Here is a 16,448-nt window from a genome sequence, read left to right on the forward strand (position 1 = left end):
TCACATCCGGAAAATGCCGAAACGGCTTTGTTCGATCGGTGCGTTGAGCGCTGCGGACAGCGCCAGGCCAAGAATCTCGCGGGTTTGCGCAGGGTCAATGACACCGTCGTCCCACAGGCGGGCGCTGGAGTAATAGGGGTGGCCCTGGTGCTCGTACTGGTCGAGGATCGGTTGCTTGAGCCGCGCTTCGTCTTCGGCGCTGAACGGATGGCCGCTGCGCTCGCTCTGCTCACGCTTGACCTGAGCCAGCACCCCAGCGGCCTGTTCGGCACCCATCACGCCAATTCGCGCGTTCGGCCACATCCACAGAAAGCGTGGGTCGTAGGCGCGGCCGCACATACCGTAGTTACCGGCACCGAAGCTGCCGCCGATGATTACAGTGAATTTCGGTACCTGGGCGCAGGCCACGGCGGTGACCAGCTTGGCGCCGTGCTTGGCGATCCCGCCGGCCTCGTATTTCTGGCCGACCATGAAACCGGTAATGTTCTGCAGGAACAACAGCGGGATGCCACGCTGGCAGGCCAGCTCAATGAAGTGCGCGCCTTTTTGCGCGGCTTCGGCAAACAAGATCCCATTGTTGGCGAGGATCGCCACCGGGTAGCCGTGCAGGTGGGCAAAGCCACACACCAGCGTGGTGCCGAACAGCGCCTTGAACTCATCGAACACCGAGGCGTCAACCAGACGGGCGATCACTTCACGCACATCGAAAGGCTGCTTGGCGTCGGCCGGAACCACACCGTACAACTCCTGAACGTCGTACAGCGGGGCAATCGGTGCCTGCTGGGTGAGTGTGCCGAGCTTGTGCCAATTGAGGTTGGCCACGCAGCGCCGGGCAATGGCCAGGGCATGTTCGTCGTTGTCGGCATAGTGGTCAGCAACGCCACTGGTCTTGCAGTGCACATCGGCGCCACCGAGGTCCTCGGCGCTGACCACTTCACCGGTGGCGGCTTTTACCAGCGGTGGGCCGGCGAGGAAAATCGTCGCCTGTTGGCGAACCATGATCGCCTCATCGGCCATGGCTGGCACGTAAGCGCCGCCGGCGGTGCACGAGCCCATGACCACGGCGATTTGCGGAATGCCCAGGGCACTCATGTTGGCCTGATTGAAGAAGATCCGACCGAAGTGTTCGCGGTCGGGGAACACTTCATCCTGACGCGGCAGGTTGGCGCCGCCCGAGTCCACCAGGTACAGGCACGGCAGGCGGTTCTGCAGGGCGATGGCCTGGGCGCGCAGGTGCTTTTTCACCGTTAGCGGGTAATACGAGCCGCCTTTGACCGTGGCGTCGTTGGCGACGATCATGCATTCGACGCCTTCGACCCGGCCAATACCGGCGATGACACCGGCCGCCGGCACGTCCTCACCGTAGACCTCATGGGCCGCCAGCTGGCCGATCTCAAGGAACGGCGAGCCGGGGTCGAGCAGGCGGTCGATACGCTCGCGTGGCAGCAGTTTGCCACGCGAGGTGTGCCGCTCCTGGGCTTTGTGCCCGCCGCCCTGATGGACCTTGGCCAGCAAGGTACGCAGGGCCTGGACCTGTTCGAGCATGGTCGCGCTGTTGGCGGCGAACTCGGCCGAACGCGGATTGATCTGAGTGTGCAGGGTAGCCATGGGCGCGTTGTCCTTGTGCTCAGCGGGTTTCGTTGAACAGTTCGCGCCCGATCAGCATCCGGCGGATTTCGCTGGTGCCGGCGCCGATCTCGTAGAGCTTGGCGTCGCGCAGCAGGCGCCCGGCCGGGAACTCGTTGATATAGCCGTTGCCACCGAGAATCTGGATCGCTTCCAGGGCCATCTGGGTCGCGCGTTCGGCGGTGTACAGGATTACCCCGGCAGCGTCCTTGCGCGTAGTTTCGGCGCGATCACAGGCCTGGGCCACGGCATACAGATACGCGCGGCTGGCGTTGAGCTGGGTGTACATGTCGGCGATCTTGCCCTGGATCAGCTGGAACTCACCGATGCTCTGGCCAAACTGTTTACGGTCGTGAATGTAAGGAACCACCAGGTCCATGCACGCCTGCATGATCCCGGTTGGGCCGCCGGAGAGCACCACACGCTCGTAGTCCAGGCCGCTCATCAATACCTTCACGCCGCCATTCAACGCGCCGAGAATGTTTTCGGCAGGGACTTCGACATTGTCGAAGAACAGCTCGCAGGTGTTGGAGCCGCGCATGCCCAGCTTGTCGAACTTGTTGCTGCGGCTGAAGCCTTTCCAGTCACGCTCGACGATGAAGGCGGTAATACCGTGCGGGCCTTTCTCAACGTCGGTCTTGGCGTAGATCACATAGGTGTTGGCGTCGGGGCCGTTGGTGATCCAGGTTTTGCTGCCGTTGAGGACGTAATGGTCGCCACGCTGCTCGGCGCGCAGCTTCATCGACACCACGTCGGAACCGGCGTTGGGTTCACTCATGGCCAGGGCACCGATGTGCTCGCCGCTGATCAGCTTGGGCAGGTACTTGGCTTTTTGCGCCGGCGTGCCGTTGCGATTGATCTGGTTGACGCAGAGGTTGGAGTGGGCACCGTAGGAGAGTGCGACCGAGGCCGAGGCGCGGCTGATTTCTTCCATCGCCACCACGTGGGCCAGGTAGCCCAGGCCGGCGCCGCCGTATTCTTCGCTGACGGTGATGCCGAGCAGGCCCATATCACCGAACTTGCGCCACATGTCGGCGGGGAACAGGTTGTCCTGGTCGATCTGCGCGGCGCGGGGTGCCAACTCGGCAGCCACAAAGGACTGCACCTGGTCGCGCAGCATGTCGATGGTTTCGCCCAGGGCGAAGTTCAGGGTCGGGTAATGCATGCGGGCACCTTCTGTTGTTTATTGTTGGATTCATCGCGGAGCAAGCGATCACCTTTACGTTAACGTAAACCTGCCGTCATTCACTGTCAATCTCGCCATGACCTTTACGTTAACGTAAATATGAGCCACATTAATGTCCGCTTGAATCAGCTCCCAGAACAACCACAACAAGGGACCGCCATGAATCAACCGAGCTATACCCAGGGGCGCCAGGATAAGCCCTTGCTGGCCATGACTATCGGCCAGGCATTCGACCACACCGTGTCTCGTTTCGCTGCGCGAGAGGCTTTGGTGGTGCGCCACCAGCACCTGCGCTACAGCTGGCAGCAATTGGCCGACAGCGTTGATATGCACGCCCGGGCGCTGATGGCCCTGGGCCTTAAGACCGGTGATCGCCTGGGTATCTGGGCGCCCAATTGCGCGCAGTGGTGCATTGCCCAGTTCGCCAGCGCCAAGATCGGCGTGATTCTGGTCAACATCAACCCGGCCTACCGCACCAACGAGCTTGAGTATGTGCTCAAACAGTCAGGGTGCCAGTGGCTGATCTGTGCCGGGGCGTTCAAGACCTCCGATTACCACGCCATGCTCGCTGAATTGCTGCCCGAGCTTGGCGCCCAAACGCCGGGTAACCTGCACAGCGAAAGGTTGCCGCAGCTTCGCGGCCTGATCAGCCTGGATGCCACGCCACCGTCTGGCTTCCTGCCCTGGGCGCAGTTGGCAGCGCTGGCCGAGCACATTGAGCCGAGCGATTATCAGGCCCGCCAGCTCAGCCTGCAGTTCGATCAACCGGTGAACATCCAATACACCTCCGGCACCACCGGCTTCCCCAAGGGCGCTACCCTCAGCCACTACAACATTCTCAACAACGGCTACATGGTCGGTGAGAGCCTGGGCCTGAGCGAGCAGGACCGCATGGTCATCCCGGTGCCGCTGTACCACTGCTTCGGCATGGTCATGGGCAACCTGGGATGCGTTACCCATGGCACCACCATGATCTACCCCAATGATGCCTTTGACCCCTTGTTGACCCTGGACGCCGTCGCCCAAGAGCGGGCAACCGCACTGTATGGCGTGCCGACCATGTTCATCGCGCTGCTTGACCACCCGCAACGCGGCACCTTCGACCTGTCGAGCCTGCGCACCGGCATCATGGCCGGGGCGACGTGCCCCATCGAGGTGATGCGCCGGGTGATCGACCAATTGCACATGAGCGAAGTGCAGATCGCCTATGGCATGACGGAAACCAGCCCGGTGTCGCTGCAAACCGGCCCGGATGATGAACTGGAACTGCGGGTCACCACGGTCGGGCGTACCCAGCCGCAGCTGGAGAGCAAGATCGTCGACGAACAGGGCTGTGTCGTTCCGCGTGGGCAAATCGGTGAACTGTGCACCCGTGGCTACAGTGTGATGCTCGGCTACTGGGGTAATCCTGAGGCCACGCACGACTCCATTGACCCTGCCGGCTGGATGCACACCGGCGACCTGGCAACCATGGACGATGCCGGTTACGTGTGTATTGCCGGGCGCAATAAAGACATGATTATCCGCGGTGGCGAAAACATCTATCCGCGCGAGCTTGAGGAGTTCTTCTTCACCCACCCGGCGGTGGCCGATGTGCAGGTTATCGGTATTCCGGATGAGCGCTATGGCGAGGAGATTGTCGCCTGGATCAAGTTCCATCCTGGTCACAGTGCCAGTGAGATTGAGCTGCAGCAGTGGTGCAAGAGCCGCATTGCCCACTTCAAGACCCCGCGCTACTTCCGTTTTGTCGATGAATTTCCGATGACCGTGACCGGCAAGGTGCAGAAATTCAGGATGCGCGAGATCAGTATTGAGGAACTCGCCACGCGTTGATTCGCGGCGCCTCTATCGCCGGCAAAGCCGGCTCCCACAGCACATCTGTCAAAACAGGCCTTGTGGGAGCTGGCTTGCCAGCGATTGGGCAACCCCAGTTCACAATAATCCTCTACGCTTTCACCGGCGGCTCGTCACTGGGCGGGTCGCCCACGGTGGGCGGCACTGTCGGTTTGATCGGCGGTTCATCGGGCTCTTCATCCGGCACCGCAGGTGGCAGCGTCGGGTCGTCGATATTCGGATCGGGCGTTTCTGCCGGGATGGGAATGTTCATGGCCTGACCTCGCAGGGGTTGTGGATGAGTAAGCTCAGTTTTTTTCGACTCCACAGAGCGCCATTCGCTCATTTTTTTTGAACCCCACGCCGTCACTCCGCTCTGAACTCTTACGCCTACCTCGTAACGGAGCAAGGATCGATGACCCGCGATGAGCCCTTCGAAACCGACCGTGTAGCCGCGGCAAACGATCATCCCGACCAGGCCATCAGCCTGTCTCAAGCACTCTTGGCGCCAAGGATCGTGATTGAGGATACCCAGCCGCTACTGGACGGCGGCGTGTTCGCGGTCAAGGCGGTAGTCGGTGAGCCGGTACAGGTGAGCAGCAAGGTCTATACCGATGGGCATGACAGCTTGGCGGTAATGCTCAACTGGCGACAGGCCCAGAGCCGTCGCTGGCACTGCGTGCCGATGGTGTTCGCCGGCAACGACCTGTGGCAGGCCGACTTCACCGTTATCGAGCAGGGCCGACACCTGTTCAGCATCGAGGCCTGGATCGACCCCTTCGCCACTTACTGCCATGACCTGGAGAAGAAGTTCACCGCTGGGGTGCCCGTGCCGTTGGAGGTGCAGGAAGGCCTGCAATTGCTTGAGCAGAACATCGAGCGCAGCCAGGGGCTGCTGCGCGAGCAGCTGCAGAGCCTGCATGACACGTTGCCCACCCTGGCGCCCGAAGCGCAGGTTGCCCAGTTGCTGCACGTCGATACCGCCGTGTTGATGCGCGAGGCCGACCACCGCACATTCCTCAGCCGCAGCCCGGAGTATCCGCTGGACGTCGAACGGCGCGAGGCCCTGTTCGCCAGCTGGTATGAGCTGTTTCCCCGCTCCATTACCGATGATCCAGCACGCCATGGCACCTTCAATGACGTGCATGAACGTCTGCCGATGATCCGTGACATGGGTTTTGACGTGTTGTATTTCCCGCCCATCCATCCTATCGGCAAGCGTCACCGCAAGGGCCGCAACAATGCCTTGCAGGCCGAGCCGGAGGATCCGGGCAGCCCTTACGCCATTGGCAGTGAGGAGGGCGGGCACGAGGCCATCCACCCGCAATTGGGCAGCCGTGAGGATTTTCGCCGGCTGGTAGCCGCGGCTGCCGAGCATGGCCTGGAGATTGCCTTGGACTTTGCCATCCAGTGCTCGCAGGACCACCCTTGGCTCAAGGCCCATCCGGGTTGGTTCTCCTGGCGCCCGGACGGCAGTATTCGCTACGCCGAAAACCCGCCGAAAAAGTACCAGGACATCGTCAATGTCGACTTCTATGCCGCAGAGGCCGTACCGTCCCTGTGGCTGGCCTTGCGCGATGTGGTGCTTGGCTGGGTACAGGAAGGGGTGAAGATGTTTCGCGTCGACAACCCGCACACCAAGCCATTGCCGTTCTGGCACTGGTTGATCGCCAATATCCGCAGCCAGCACCCGGAGGTGATCTTTCTGGCCGAAGCCTTCACTAAACCGGCGATGATGGCGCGCCTGGGCAAGGTGGGGTACTCGCAGAGCTACACCTATTTCACCTGGCGCAACACCAAGGCCGAGTTGCAAAGCTACTTTGAAGAGCTCAACCAGCCGCCCTGGCGCCATTGCTACCGGCCAAACTTTTTCGTCAACACCCCAGACATCAATCCTTTCTTCCTGCATGAGTCCGGCCGCGCCGGCTTCCTTATCCGTGCTGCGCTGGCGACCATGGGGTCAGGGCTGTGGGGCATGTACTCGGGCTTTGAGCTGTGCGAGGCAACGCCCATCCCCGGCAAGGAGGAGTACCTGGATTCCGAGAAGTACGAGATCCGCCCGCGGGACTTCACTCAACCGGGCAACATCATTGCCGAGATCGCCCAGCTAAACCGCATCCGCCGACACAACCCGGCGCTGCAGACGCACCTGGGCGTTGCCTTCTACAACGCCTGGAACGACAACATCCTGTACTTCGGCAAGCGCACCGCCGAACGCGACAACTTCATCCTCATTGCCATCAGCCTCGACCCGCACAACGCCCAAGAGGCGTACTTTGAGCTACCCCTGTGGGAGTTGGGCCTGGATGACAACGCCGACACCTTCGGTGAAGACCTGATGACCGGCCATCGCTGGACCTGGCACGGTAAGACCCAATGGATGCGCATCGAGCCCTGGCACCTGCCGTTTGGTATCTGGCGTATCGAAAAAGCCCTCTAGAAAGGAGTCGAACATGGCCAAACGTAGCCGCCCGGCAGCCTTTATCGACGACCCACTGTGGTACAAAGACGCGATCATCTACCAGGTGCACGTCAAATCGTTCTTCGATTCAAACAACGACGGCATCGGTGACTTTCCAGGCTTGATCGCCAAGCTTGACTACATCGCCGAACTGGGCGTCAACACCCTCTGGCTGCTGCCGTTCTACCCCTCGCCACGGCGCGACGACGGCTATGACATCGCCGAATACAAGGCCGTACACCCTGACTATGGCACCTTGGGCGATGTGAAGCGCTTTATCAGCGAGGCGCACAAGCGTGGCCTGCGGGTGATCACCGAACTGGTCATCAACCACACCTCGGACCAGCACGCCTGGTTCCAGAAAGCCCGTCATGCCAAACCCGGAAGCAAGGCCAGGGACTTCTACGTGTGGTCCGACAGTGACCAGAAATACGACGGCACGCGGATCATCTTTCTCGATACCGAGAAGTCCAACTGGACCTGGGACCCGGTGGCCGGCCAATACTTCTGGCATCGCTTTTATTCGCACCAGCCAGACCTGAATTTCGATAACCCGCAGGTGCTCAAGGCGGTGATCGGGGTGATGCGTTACTGGCTCGACCTGGGTGTTGACGGCTTACGCCTGGATGCCATCCCGTACTTGATCGAGCGCGACGGCACCAACAACGAGAACCTGCCCGAGACCCACCAGGTGCTCAAGCAGATTCGCGCCGAGATCGACGCCAACTACCCCGACCGCATGCTTCTGGCCGAAGCCAACCAGTGGCCGGAGGATACCCAGCTGTATTTCGGTGAAGGGCAAGGTGATGAATGCCACATGGCCTTTCACTTTCCGTTGATGCCGCGCATGTACATGGCCGTCGCCCAGGAAGACCGTTTTCCAATCACCGACATCCTGCGTCAGACCCCGGAGATTCCCGCCAACTGCCAGTGGGCGATCTTCTTGCGTAACCACGATGAACTGACGCTGGAGATGGTCACTGATCGCGAGCGCGATTACCTGTGGAACTACTACGCCGAGGATCGCCGGGCGCGCATCAACCTCGGTATCCGTCGCCGCCTGGCGCCCCTGTTGCAGCGCGACCGGCGACGGGTGGAGTTACTCAGCAGCCTGCTGTTGTCGATGCCCGGTACGCCGACCCTGTACTACGGCGATGAAATCGGTATGGGTGACAACATCTACCTCGGCGACCGCGACGGCGTGCGCACCCCCATGCAGTGGTCGATCGACCGCAACGGCGGGTTCTCCCGCGCCGACCCGGCGCGCTTGGTGCTGCCGCCGATCATGGACCCGCTGTATGGCTTTGCCTCGGTCAATGTCGAAGCCCAGGCCCATGACCCGCATTCACTGCTGAACTGGAACCGCCGCCTGCTGGCGGTGCGCAAGCAGCAAAAGGCCTTTGGTCGAGGCAGCTTGAAAATGCTCTCGCCGAGCAACCGCCGGATCCTGGCTTACATTCGTGAATACACCGGGCCAGATGGCAGCAGCGAGATCATTCTGTGCGTCGCCAACGTCTCGCGTGCCGCTCAGGCGGCCGAACTGGAATTGTCGCAGTACGCCGACATGGTGCCGGTGGAGATGCTCGGTGCCAGCGCCTTTCCGCCGATTGGCCAATTGCCGTTTTTGCTGACCTTGCCGCCGTACGGCTTTTACTGGTTCCTGTTGGCGCCCAAGGACCAGATGCCCAGCTGGCACCAGGAACCGGCGCAAAGCCTGCCGGAGTTCACTACGCTGGTGTTGAAAAAGCGCATGGAGGAGCTGCTCGACGCCCCGGCGCGCGACACCCTGCAAGAAAGCATCCTGCCCCAGTACCTGCCCAAACGCCGCTGGTTTGCCGGCAAGGAAAGCCGTATCGAACAGGTACGCATCGCTTACGGCGTGCGCTTTGGGGCCCCGACCAGCCCGGTGCTGCTCAGTGAGATTGAGGTCAGCAGTGGCGGTCACAGCAGCCGCTATCAGTTACCGTTCGGCCTGATTGCAGAAGAACATATCAACAGTGCAGCTCCGCAGCAGTTGGCCTTGGCGCGGGTGCGCCGCGGGCGTCAGGTGGGGCTGATCACCGATGGTTTCGTGCTCGAAAGTTTTATTCGCGCCGTGCTGTTCGCTTGCCACGCAGGCACGCGCTTGCCCTGCGCCGAAGGCGAATTGCAGTTCAACGCTACCGAACAGCTGGCCGCCCTTAACCTGGGGGAAGACGCCCAGGTGCGCTACCTCTCGGCTGAGCAGTCCAACAGCTCAGTGGTGGTTGGTGGCAGTCTGGTGCTCAAGCTGATCCGCCGGGTCAACCCCGGCGTGCACCCGGAACTGGAAATGAGTGCGTTTCTGACCGCTGCCGGTTTTGCCAATATCTCGCCGTTGTTGGGCTGGGTCAGCCGTGTCGATGCCCAGCAGCAACCGCACTTGTTGATGATTGCCCAGGGCTATTTGAGCAATCAGGGCGATGCTTGGGATTGGACCCAGAACAACCTGGAACGGGCCATACGCGACGAGCTGGAACCAGGCAAACCCGCGTTGGATGCCCACACCGATGCCCTGCAGGACCTGGCCGATTTTGCCGCCTTGTTGGGCCAGCGCCTGGGTGAGATGCATCTGTTGCTGGCAGCACCCAGCAAGGATCCGGCCTTCCAGCCGCGCCCCAGCAGCGCCCGCGATTGTCAGGCCTGGGGCAAGCAGATCAGTGCGCAACTGACCCGCGCGCTGGACTTGCTCAAGCAGCATCGCGCTGAATTGGACAGCGAAAGCCAGTCGCTGATCGATGACCTGCAGCAGCAACGCATAGACCTGCTGGCCACTGTCCTGGAGCTGAGCAAGCAAGCCCAGGGCGGCCTGTTGATGCGGGTGCACGGTGATCTGCACCTGGGCCAGGTGCTGGTGGTGCAGGGCGACGCCTACTTGATCGATTTCGAGGGCGAACCGGCCCGGCCGCTGGACGAGCGCCGGGCCAAGCATAGCCCCTACAAGGATGTTTCCGGCGTATTGCGATCCTTCGACTATGCTGCTGCCATGGTGCTGCGCAGTGCCTCCAGTGTCGACCTCTCGGACAGTGCCCGCCAGGCACGTCAGCGCGTCGCCAGGCGTTATCTGCACCAGGCCCGACATGCCTTTGTCGAGGCCTATGGGCTGGCCACCGCGGCCATGCCCCATGCCTGGGAACATGCCGACGGCGAGCGAGCGGCACTGGAACTGTTCAGCCTGGAAAAGGCCGCCTACGAAATCCTGTACGAAGCCGAGAACCGCCCAAGTTGGCTGGCCGTGCCTTTGCATGGCCTGCATGGCCTGACAAGTACCTGGGGAGAACGTTAAATGAATCATCGCAAGCGCGAGGAAGGCGGGCTGGGGCATCGGGACAGCGACGCCCTGGTCAGGGCCGAGCATACCGACCCGTTCGCTGTGCTCGGCCCGCACCCTGATGGTGCCGGTGGCCAGTTTGTCCGCGCCTATCTGCCCAACGCCTTGAGCGTGCAACTGCTGGCCCGCGACGATGGCCGGCTGCTGGGCGAGTTCGAGCAGGAACCGGTGCCGGGGCTGTTTATTGCGCACGTGGCGCAGCAGCAGCCGTACCTGCTGCGCATCAACTGGGCGGGAGGCGAGCAAATTACCGAAGACCCTTACAGCTTCGGGCCACAGTTGGGCGACATGGACCTCTACCTGTTCGCCGAAGGTAATCACCGCGACCTGTCCAACAGCATGGGGGCGCAGCCGGTGCAGGTTGAAGGCATCGACGGCGTGCGCTTTTCGGTGTGGGCACCGAACGCCCGGCGGGTGTCGGTGGTCGGTGACTTCAACAACTGGGATGGACGTCGGCACCCGATGCGCCTGCGTCATTCGTCTGGGGTATGGGAATTGTTCGTGCCACGCCTGGCCGCAGGCGAAGCCTACAAGTACGAAGTGCTGGGGCGTGAAGGCATCCTGCCGCTCAAGGCTGACCCGTTGGCACGGGCCACCGAGTTGCCACCGAGCACCGCGTCACGGGTGGCCGGTCCCCTGGCCCATACCTGGCAAGACCAGCAGTGGATGCAACAGCGTGGCGAGCGCCAGGCAACCAACGCGCCACTGTCGATTTATGAACTGCACGCCGGGTCCTGGCAATGTGAGCTGGATGACACCGGCGAAGTGGCACGCTTCTACAACTGGCGCGAGCTGGCGGAGCGCCTGGTGCCTTATATCCAGCAGATGGGCTTCACCCATATCGAGCTGATGCCGATCATGGAACATCCGTTTGGTGGCTCCTGGGGCTATCAGCCGCTGTCGATGTTCGCGCCGACCGCACGTTATGGCTCGGCGGAAGATTTCGCCGCCTTCATCGATGCCTGTCACCAGGCCTCGATCGGCGTGATTCTGGACTGGGTGCCCGCACATTTCCCCACCGACACCCATGGCCTGGCGCGTTTTGACGGTACCGCCCTGTATGAATACGAAAACCCGCTCGAAGGCTTCCACCAGGACTGGGATACCCTGATCTACAACCTCGGTCGCACCGAGGTGCATGGCTTCATGCTGGCCTCGGCGCTGCACTGGCTCAAGCACTTTCATATTGATGGCCTGCGGGTCGATGCCGTGGCCTCCATGCTCTATCGCGACTATTCGCGCAAAGCTGGCGAGTGGGTACCCAACCGCCATGGTGGGCGCGAGAACCTGGAGGCTATCGATTTTCTGCGCCACCTCAACGACGTCGTCGCCATCGAAGCCCCAGGTGCGCTGATGATTGCCGAAGAGTCCACAGCCTGGCCGGGCGTCAGCCAGCCGACCCAGCAGGGCGGTTTGGGCTTTGCCTACAAATGGAACATGGGCTGGATGCACGACACCCTGCACTACATACAGAACGACCCGATCCACCGTACCTATCACCACAACGAAATGAGCTTCGGCCTGATCTATGCGTACTCCGAGCATTTCATCCTGCCGATTTCCCACGATGAAGTGGTGCATGGCAAGCATTCACTGATCGACAAAATGCCCGGTGATCGCTGGCAGAAATTCGCCAACCTGCGGGCCTACCTGACCTTCATGTGGGCTCATCCGGGTAAAAAGTTGCTGTTCATGGGATGCGAGTTTGGTCAATGGCGCGAATGGAACCATGACAGTGAACTGGACTGGTACCTGCTCAAGTACCCCGAACACCTGGGGGTTCAGCGCTTGGTCGCTGACTTGAACCGGCTGTACCGCGAAGAGCGTGCACTGCACGAACAGGACTGCCTGCCCCAGGGCTTTCAGTGGCTGATCGGCGATGATGCGCAAAACAGCGTTTACGCTTGGTTGCGCTGGAGCGCCAGCGGTGAGCCGCTGCTGGTGGTGGCCAATTTCACCCCGGTGCCGCGGGAGGGGTACCGCATTGGCGTGCCGTTTGGTGAGCGCTGGGTCGAGGTGCTTAACAGTGATGCTGAAGGCTACGCCGGGTCCAACTATGGCAACCTCGGAGAGGTGGTGAGTGAAGCGCTGTCCAGTCATGGTCAGCCGTTGTCCTTGGCGTTGAATCTGCCACCGTTGGGTGTGTTGATTTTGCGGCCGAGGTGAGTGGTCGGTCTGCTCCTATGGTGAGGGGAGCGTGGAAGGTCAAGGGTATAACGCACTGCGCAACTTCTTGCGCACTCAAATGTAGATAACGACCCCTGTTCGCCGCTGTAAGCCACGGCCCACGTGGCTTACAGGCGAGTGCGCAACTTCTTGCGCAGTACTGCGCAAGAAGTTGCGCACTTTTCAGGGCTTTTTCCTGTTGAGCGTGACTCCAACTCAGGTAATAAGTGCTGCAGGCCCCGGTTTATAAGGCGTGAGCAACTTATGGCATGACCCTTGTATACGGTACAGGTACCCGCTGGGTGATTTTACCCACCGGGCACCTCTATTTTCAGCAAGGAGCATTCATGGCTACCCCCGCATACATGTCCATTACCGGCACCAAACAAGGTTTGATCACCGCCGGTGCTTTCACCGCCGATTCGGTTGGCAACACCTACCAGGAAGGTCATGAAGACCAGGTCATGGTTCAGGGCTTTCAGCATGAAGTGATCATCCCGCGTGATCCGCAGTCCGGCCAACCTACCGGCCAGCGCGTACACAAGCCTGTGGTCATCACCAAGGTCTTCGACAAGGCGTCGCCACTGCTGCTGGCGGCCCTGACCTCCGGTGAGCGTCTGACCAAGATCGAAATCCAGTGGTACCGCACCTCGGCTGCCGGCACTCAGGAGCATTACTACACCACGGTTCTGGAAGACGCGATCATCGTCGACATCAAGGACTACATGCACAACTGCCAAGACCCTTCGAACGCGCACTTCACCCATCTGGAAGACGTGCATTTCACTTACCGCAAAATCACCTGGACCCACGAAGTGGCCGGTACCTCTGGCTCGGATGACTGGCGTACTCCGGTCGTCGGTTAAGTAGCGTCAATCATGCATGGGCCGGCTTTGAGCTGGCCCATGCGCTATTTTCCCAGCTTAAGGACAAGCCTATGTTTGCGTCGGCTAATACCGCGCATTTCGAGCTATTGATTCCCACGGTTCGCAATGATTTCCAGGTCCTGGCGTTTGAAGGCACAGAAGCCCTCAGCCGCTTGTACGCAATCCAGATTGAACTGGTCAGCGAGTACCCCAACCTTGATCTTGAAAGCCTTCTCAGCCAACCGGCGTTTTTGCGCTTTGGCCTGAATGGCGAAGGCCTGCATGGGAGGATCGAAAATGTGCGGGTCGCTGACGCCGGTCAGCGCCTGACCCGTTACCAGCTGACCCTGGTGCCGGCGCTGCACTACTTGCAGTTCAGCCACAACCAGCGAATTTTCCAGCAACTGACCGTGCCACAGATCGTTGCCCAGGTGCTCAAGGAACATGGCATCCAGGCTGATGCCTTTACCTTTCATGTCAGCGCCAGCCCAGCGCGCGAATACTGCACCCAATATTTCGAAAGCGACTTCGCGCTGATTCAGAGACTGTGCAGCGAAGAAGGCATTGCCTGGCACCATCAACACAGCCCGGACGGCCATCACCTGGTGTTCACCGACGACCAGACCTTTTTCCCCACCCTGAACCCTGTCCCCTACCAGCAAGACGCCGGACTGGTTGCGGAGCAGCCCGTGGTCAGCCAGTTTTCCCGGCGCTTGAGTACCCGCACCAGCACGGTGACCCGGCGTGACTACGACCTCAATCGCCCCAGCCTGCTGCTGCAAAGTCAGTTCACCGCCGAGTTCACACCGGCCCTCGAAGACTATCGCTACCCACAGCGGCTCGAAACCGAAAAACGCGGCAGGCAGCTTGCCCGCCGGGCCCTGGAACGCCATCGCAGTGACTACCAATTGGCCGAAGGTCAAAGCGACCAGCCGTTTCTGCGCAGCGGCCACTTTTTCAAGCTGACCGAGCACCCGCGTCAGGCGTACAACGACTTGTGGCTAGTGCTCAGTGTCAAGCATGAAGGCAAACAGCCGCAGGTGCTTGAGGAGTCCGCCGGCAGCGGCACCTCGCCTGCAGACGGCTTTACCCAGGGCTATCGCAACTGCTTCAGCGCCATCCCTTGGGAGGTGTTCTACCGCCCGCCGCTGGTTACCCGCAAGGCGGTGCTGGTCAGCCAGACAGCCCGGGTTACTGGGCCCGCGGGCGAGGAAATCTACTGCGATGAGTTTGGCCGGGTCAAAGTCGAGTTCCATTGGGACCGCGCCGAGCTGAACAGTGACAAGAGCAGTTGCTGGATACGCGTGTCGTCCAGCTGGGCGGGGGCCGGCTTTGGTGCGGTGAGCATTCCGCGCATCGGCATGGAAGTGGTCGTGACCTTTCTCGAGGGCGATCCCGACCAGCCGTTGATTACCGGTTGCGTGGCCAACACGCTCACACCGCAGCCCTATCCGCTGCCAGCCCACAAGACCAAAACCGTACTGCGTAGCCGCAGCACACCGGACAGCGGTGGCTACAACGAACTGTCGATTGAAGACCGCAAAGGCCAGGAGTTGATCTACCTGCGGGCTCAGCGTGACCTGGAGCACAAGATCGAACACGACAGTCGCCTGGAAGTCGGTAACGAACGTCGAGAAACCATCAAGGGCAACAGCATCGCGGTGTTGGAGGCTGAAGACCAGCGCACTGTCACCGCGGACCGAAAGGTCGAACTCAAGGCCAATGACTACCTGCAGATTGCCAGCAGCAGCCATGCCCGGATCGGGCAAGCGCTGGTGGTTGAAGCCGGTCAGCAAGTCCATCTCAAAGCAGGCGCCAACTTAATTCTCGATGCTGGGGCCAGTATCACCTTGAAAGGCGGTGGTCAGCACATTGTCATTGGCCCCGGTGGCATTTTCAGCAGCACTGAGATTCAACTCGGTGGTGCTCCTGTCGCCGGCGCCGCTGCGATTGCGGCGCTGCCAGGGCTGCTTGAACGTCTGTCAGCGCCCGTGGCACTGCCGCTCCCAGCATTGGCGTCATACCAGGAGCAATCGCTGGCGGGTGCTCTCCTGCCCATTGCGGGCTGCCAATTCGATGCCTCTGGTCAATGCCCAATCCACCCTAAAGGCGAAACGACATGATTCAACCCACCGCGTCGCCCTTTAAGGCCCCTGTAGCACGGGGAATCCAGTGCGTGATTCTGGATGCCAGTTTTGATTCGAACTTGCAGGCTCATATCGAGCAGGCCAAAACCTCCAGTGCGCAGTGCTGCGTTCCGTTATTCGACAATACGCCCTATAGCGCCTTGCAGTCCGCAGGACCATTCGCCTTGCTGTGTCCGCAGCCCGGCGCGTTGCTGGAGTATGCCAATGCGTTGCTTGAACAGGCCGATGCCGGCTGTGTGGCCTACCTCAAGGATGAACAATCCATCAAGCAAGCCGTTGACCATTGGCGCAGTCTGCTCACCGTCAGCACCGACGATTCGCCCGCCCAGATGATGCGTTTTTTTGAACCGCGCTGGCTGGAGCCGTTGCTGAGCAGCCTGGATGAAACCGAGCTAGCGCAATTCATGGGGCCGGTCACAGACATCGTCTGGCGCAACGAACTGGGCTGGCGTCATCAGGCTCATCCACATCTCCCACTAGAGCCCGAAGTTCAAGCCTCAGGGTGGTTGCACCTGGGGCACAAGCGCCAAGCTGTTATGGATCAGCAGCGCTTGAAGGTGCTGGCCGGACGCTTTGCTCAGGACTATCAGGCGGCATTGCCCATCCCCGACCCAGTGACTTTTGTGTACCGACAGCTCCGAGCAGCCCAGCAAGCAGGGTATCTGCAACTGGCCGAGCAGGAGCGTTGGTTACGTCTGTCGCTGAGCAAAGGCGATGACTTCTGGAGTCGATCCCCGCATAGCGAATGGCTGGCTCGTGAAGACCTGAGTCTTGGCGACAAGCTGGTTGGGCTTGAGTGTCTTTGAATCACAAG

General features: G+C 60.9%; 10 protein-coding genes. 7 read left to right on the plus strand and 3 right to left on the minus strand.

Going from position 1 to position 16,448, the window contains the following annotated elements; all coding sequences use genetic code 11:
- Nucleotides 1-1,608, minus strand: coding sequence for a carboxyl transferase domain-containing protein (locus CX511_RS11185; RefSeq protein WP_045183800.1), 1,608 nt, complete (start codon nucleotides 1,606-1,608; stop codon nucleotides 1-3).
- A gap of 19 nt (nucleotides 1,609-1,627) precedes the next feature.
- Nucleotides 1,628-2,791: an isovaleryl-CoA dehydrogenase gene (locus tag CX511_RS11190; protein WP_045183798.1), complete on the minus strand. Its 1,164-nt coding sequence runs from the start codon at nucleotides 2,789-2,791 to the stop codon at nucleotides 1,628-1,630.
- A gap of 180 nt (nucleotides 2,792-2,971) precedes the next feature.
- On the opposite strand from CX511_RS11190, the gene CX511_RS11195 reads away from it, so the two are divergent.
- Nucleotides 2,972-4,645, plus strand: a complete 1,674-nt coding sequence (locus CX511_RS11195) for an AMP-binding protein (RefSeq protein WP_045183796.1) — start codon at nucleotides 2,972-2,974, stop codon at nucleotides 4,643-4,645.
- Between the two features lie 112 nt (nucleotides 4,646-4,757).
- Here CX511_RS11195 and CX511_RS11200 read toward each other — a convergent pair whose 3' ends face one another.
- Nucleotides 4,758-4,919, minus strand: a complete 162-nt coding sequence (locus tag CX511_RS11200) for a hypothetical protein (RefSeq protein ID WP_177327776.1) — start codon at nucleotides 4,917-4,919, stop codon at nucleotides 4,758-4,760.
- A 141-nt stretch (nucleotides 4,920-5,060) separates the two neighbouring features.
- Here CX511_RS11200 and CX511_RS11205 point away from each other — a divergent pair, with 141 nt between their 5' ends.
- From CX511_RS11205 to CX511_RS11230, 6 genes are all read left to right on the plus strand, one after another.
- Nucleotides 5,061-7,085, plus strand: a complete 2,025-nt coding sequence (locus CX511_RS11205) for an alpha-1,4-glucan--maltose-1-phosphate maltosyltransferase (protein WP_045183794.1) — start codon at nucleotides 5,061-5,063, stop codon at nucleotides 7,083-7,085.
- Nucleotides 7,086-7,098: 13 nt separating this feature from the next.
- On the plus strand, nucleotides 7,099-10,410 hold the full coding sequence (treS, locus tag CX511_RS11210; protein ID WP_101292218.1) for a maltose alpha-D-glucosyltransferase: 3,312 nt from the start codon (nucleotides 7,099-7,101) through the stop codon (nucleotides 10,408-10,410).
- Nucleotides 10,411-12,621, plus strand: coding sequence for a 1,4-alpha-glucan branching protein GlgB (glgB, locus tag CX511_RS11215; RefSeq protein WP_101292219.1), 2,211 nt, complete (start codon nucleotides 10,411-10,413; stop codon nucleotides 12,619-12,621).
- 347 nt (nucleotides 12,622-12,968) lie between these two features.
- Nucleotides 12,969-13,487 (plus strand): Hcp family type VI secretion system effector, encoded by a 519-nt coding sequence (locus tag CX511_RS11220; RefSeq protein WP_045183789.1) that lies wholly within the window; start codon nucleotides 12,969-12,971, stop codon nucleotides 13,485-13,487.
- Nucleotides 13,488-13,558: 71 nt separating this feature from the next.
- The gene (locus CX511_RS11225) at nucleotides 13,559-15,610 is read left to right on the plus strand and encodes a type VI secretion system Vgr family protein (RefSeq protein WP_220639124.1); all 2,052 of its coding nucleotides are present in this window, start codon (nucleotides 13,559-13,561) and stop codon (nucleotides 15,608-15,610) included.
- Nucleotides 15,607-16,440, plus strand: a complete 834-nt coding sequence (locus CX511_RS11230) for a DUF4123 domain-containing protein (RefSeq protein WP_101291770.1) — start codon at nucleotides 15,607-15,609, stop codon at nucleotides 16,438-16,440. Before CX511_RS11225 ends, CX511_RS11230 begins: the two co-directional genes overlap by 4 nt.
- Nucleotides 16,441-16,448: the final 8 nt, after the last annotated feature.

It is taken from the genome of Pseudomonas sp. S06B 330 (genome assembly GCF_002845275.2).
Lineage (GTDB): Bacteria > Pseudomonadota > Gammaproteobacteria > Pseudomonadales > Pseudomonadaceae > Aquipseudomonas.

Coding starts and splice junctions, on each gene's coding strand:
- CX511_RS11220 (WP_045183789.1), top strand. CDS start 12,969: ATGGCTACCCCCGCATACATGTCCATTACCGGCACCAAACAAGGTTTG.
- CX511_RS11205 (WP_045183794.1), top strand. CDS start 5,061: ATGACCCGCGATGAGCCCTTCGAAACCGACCGTGTAGCCGCGGCAAAC.
- treS (WP_101292218.1), top strand. CDS start 7,099: ATGGCCAAACGTAGCCGCCCGGCAGCCTTTATCGACGACCCACTGTGG.
- CX511_RS11185 (WP_045183800.1), bottom strand. CDS start 1,608: ATGGCTACCCTGCACACTCAGATCAATCCGCGTTCGGCCGAGTTCGCC.
- CX511_RS11190 (WP_045183798.1), bottom strand. CDS start 2,791: ATGCATTACCCGACCCTGAACTTCGCCCTGGGCGAAACCATCGACATG.
- CX511_RS11225 (WP_220639124.1), top strand. CDS start 13,559: ATGTTTGCGTCGGCTAATACCGCGCATTTCGAGCTATTGATTCCCACG.
- CX511_RS11230 (WP_101291770.1), top strand. CDS start 15,607: ATGATTCAACCCACCGCGTCGCCCTTTAAGGCCCCTGTAGCACGGGGA.
- CX511_RS11200 (WP_177327776.1), bottom strand. CDS start 4,919: ATGAACATTCCCATCCCGGCAGAAACGCCCGATCCGAATATCGACGAC.
- glgB (WP_101292219.1), top strand. CDS start 10,411: ATGAATCATCGCAAGCGCGAGGAAGGCGGGCTGGGGCATCGGGACAGC.
- CX511_RS11195 (WP_045183796.1), top strand. CDS start 2,972: ATGAATCAACCGAGCTATACCCAGGGGCGCCAGGATAAGCCCTTGCTG.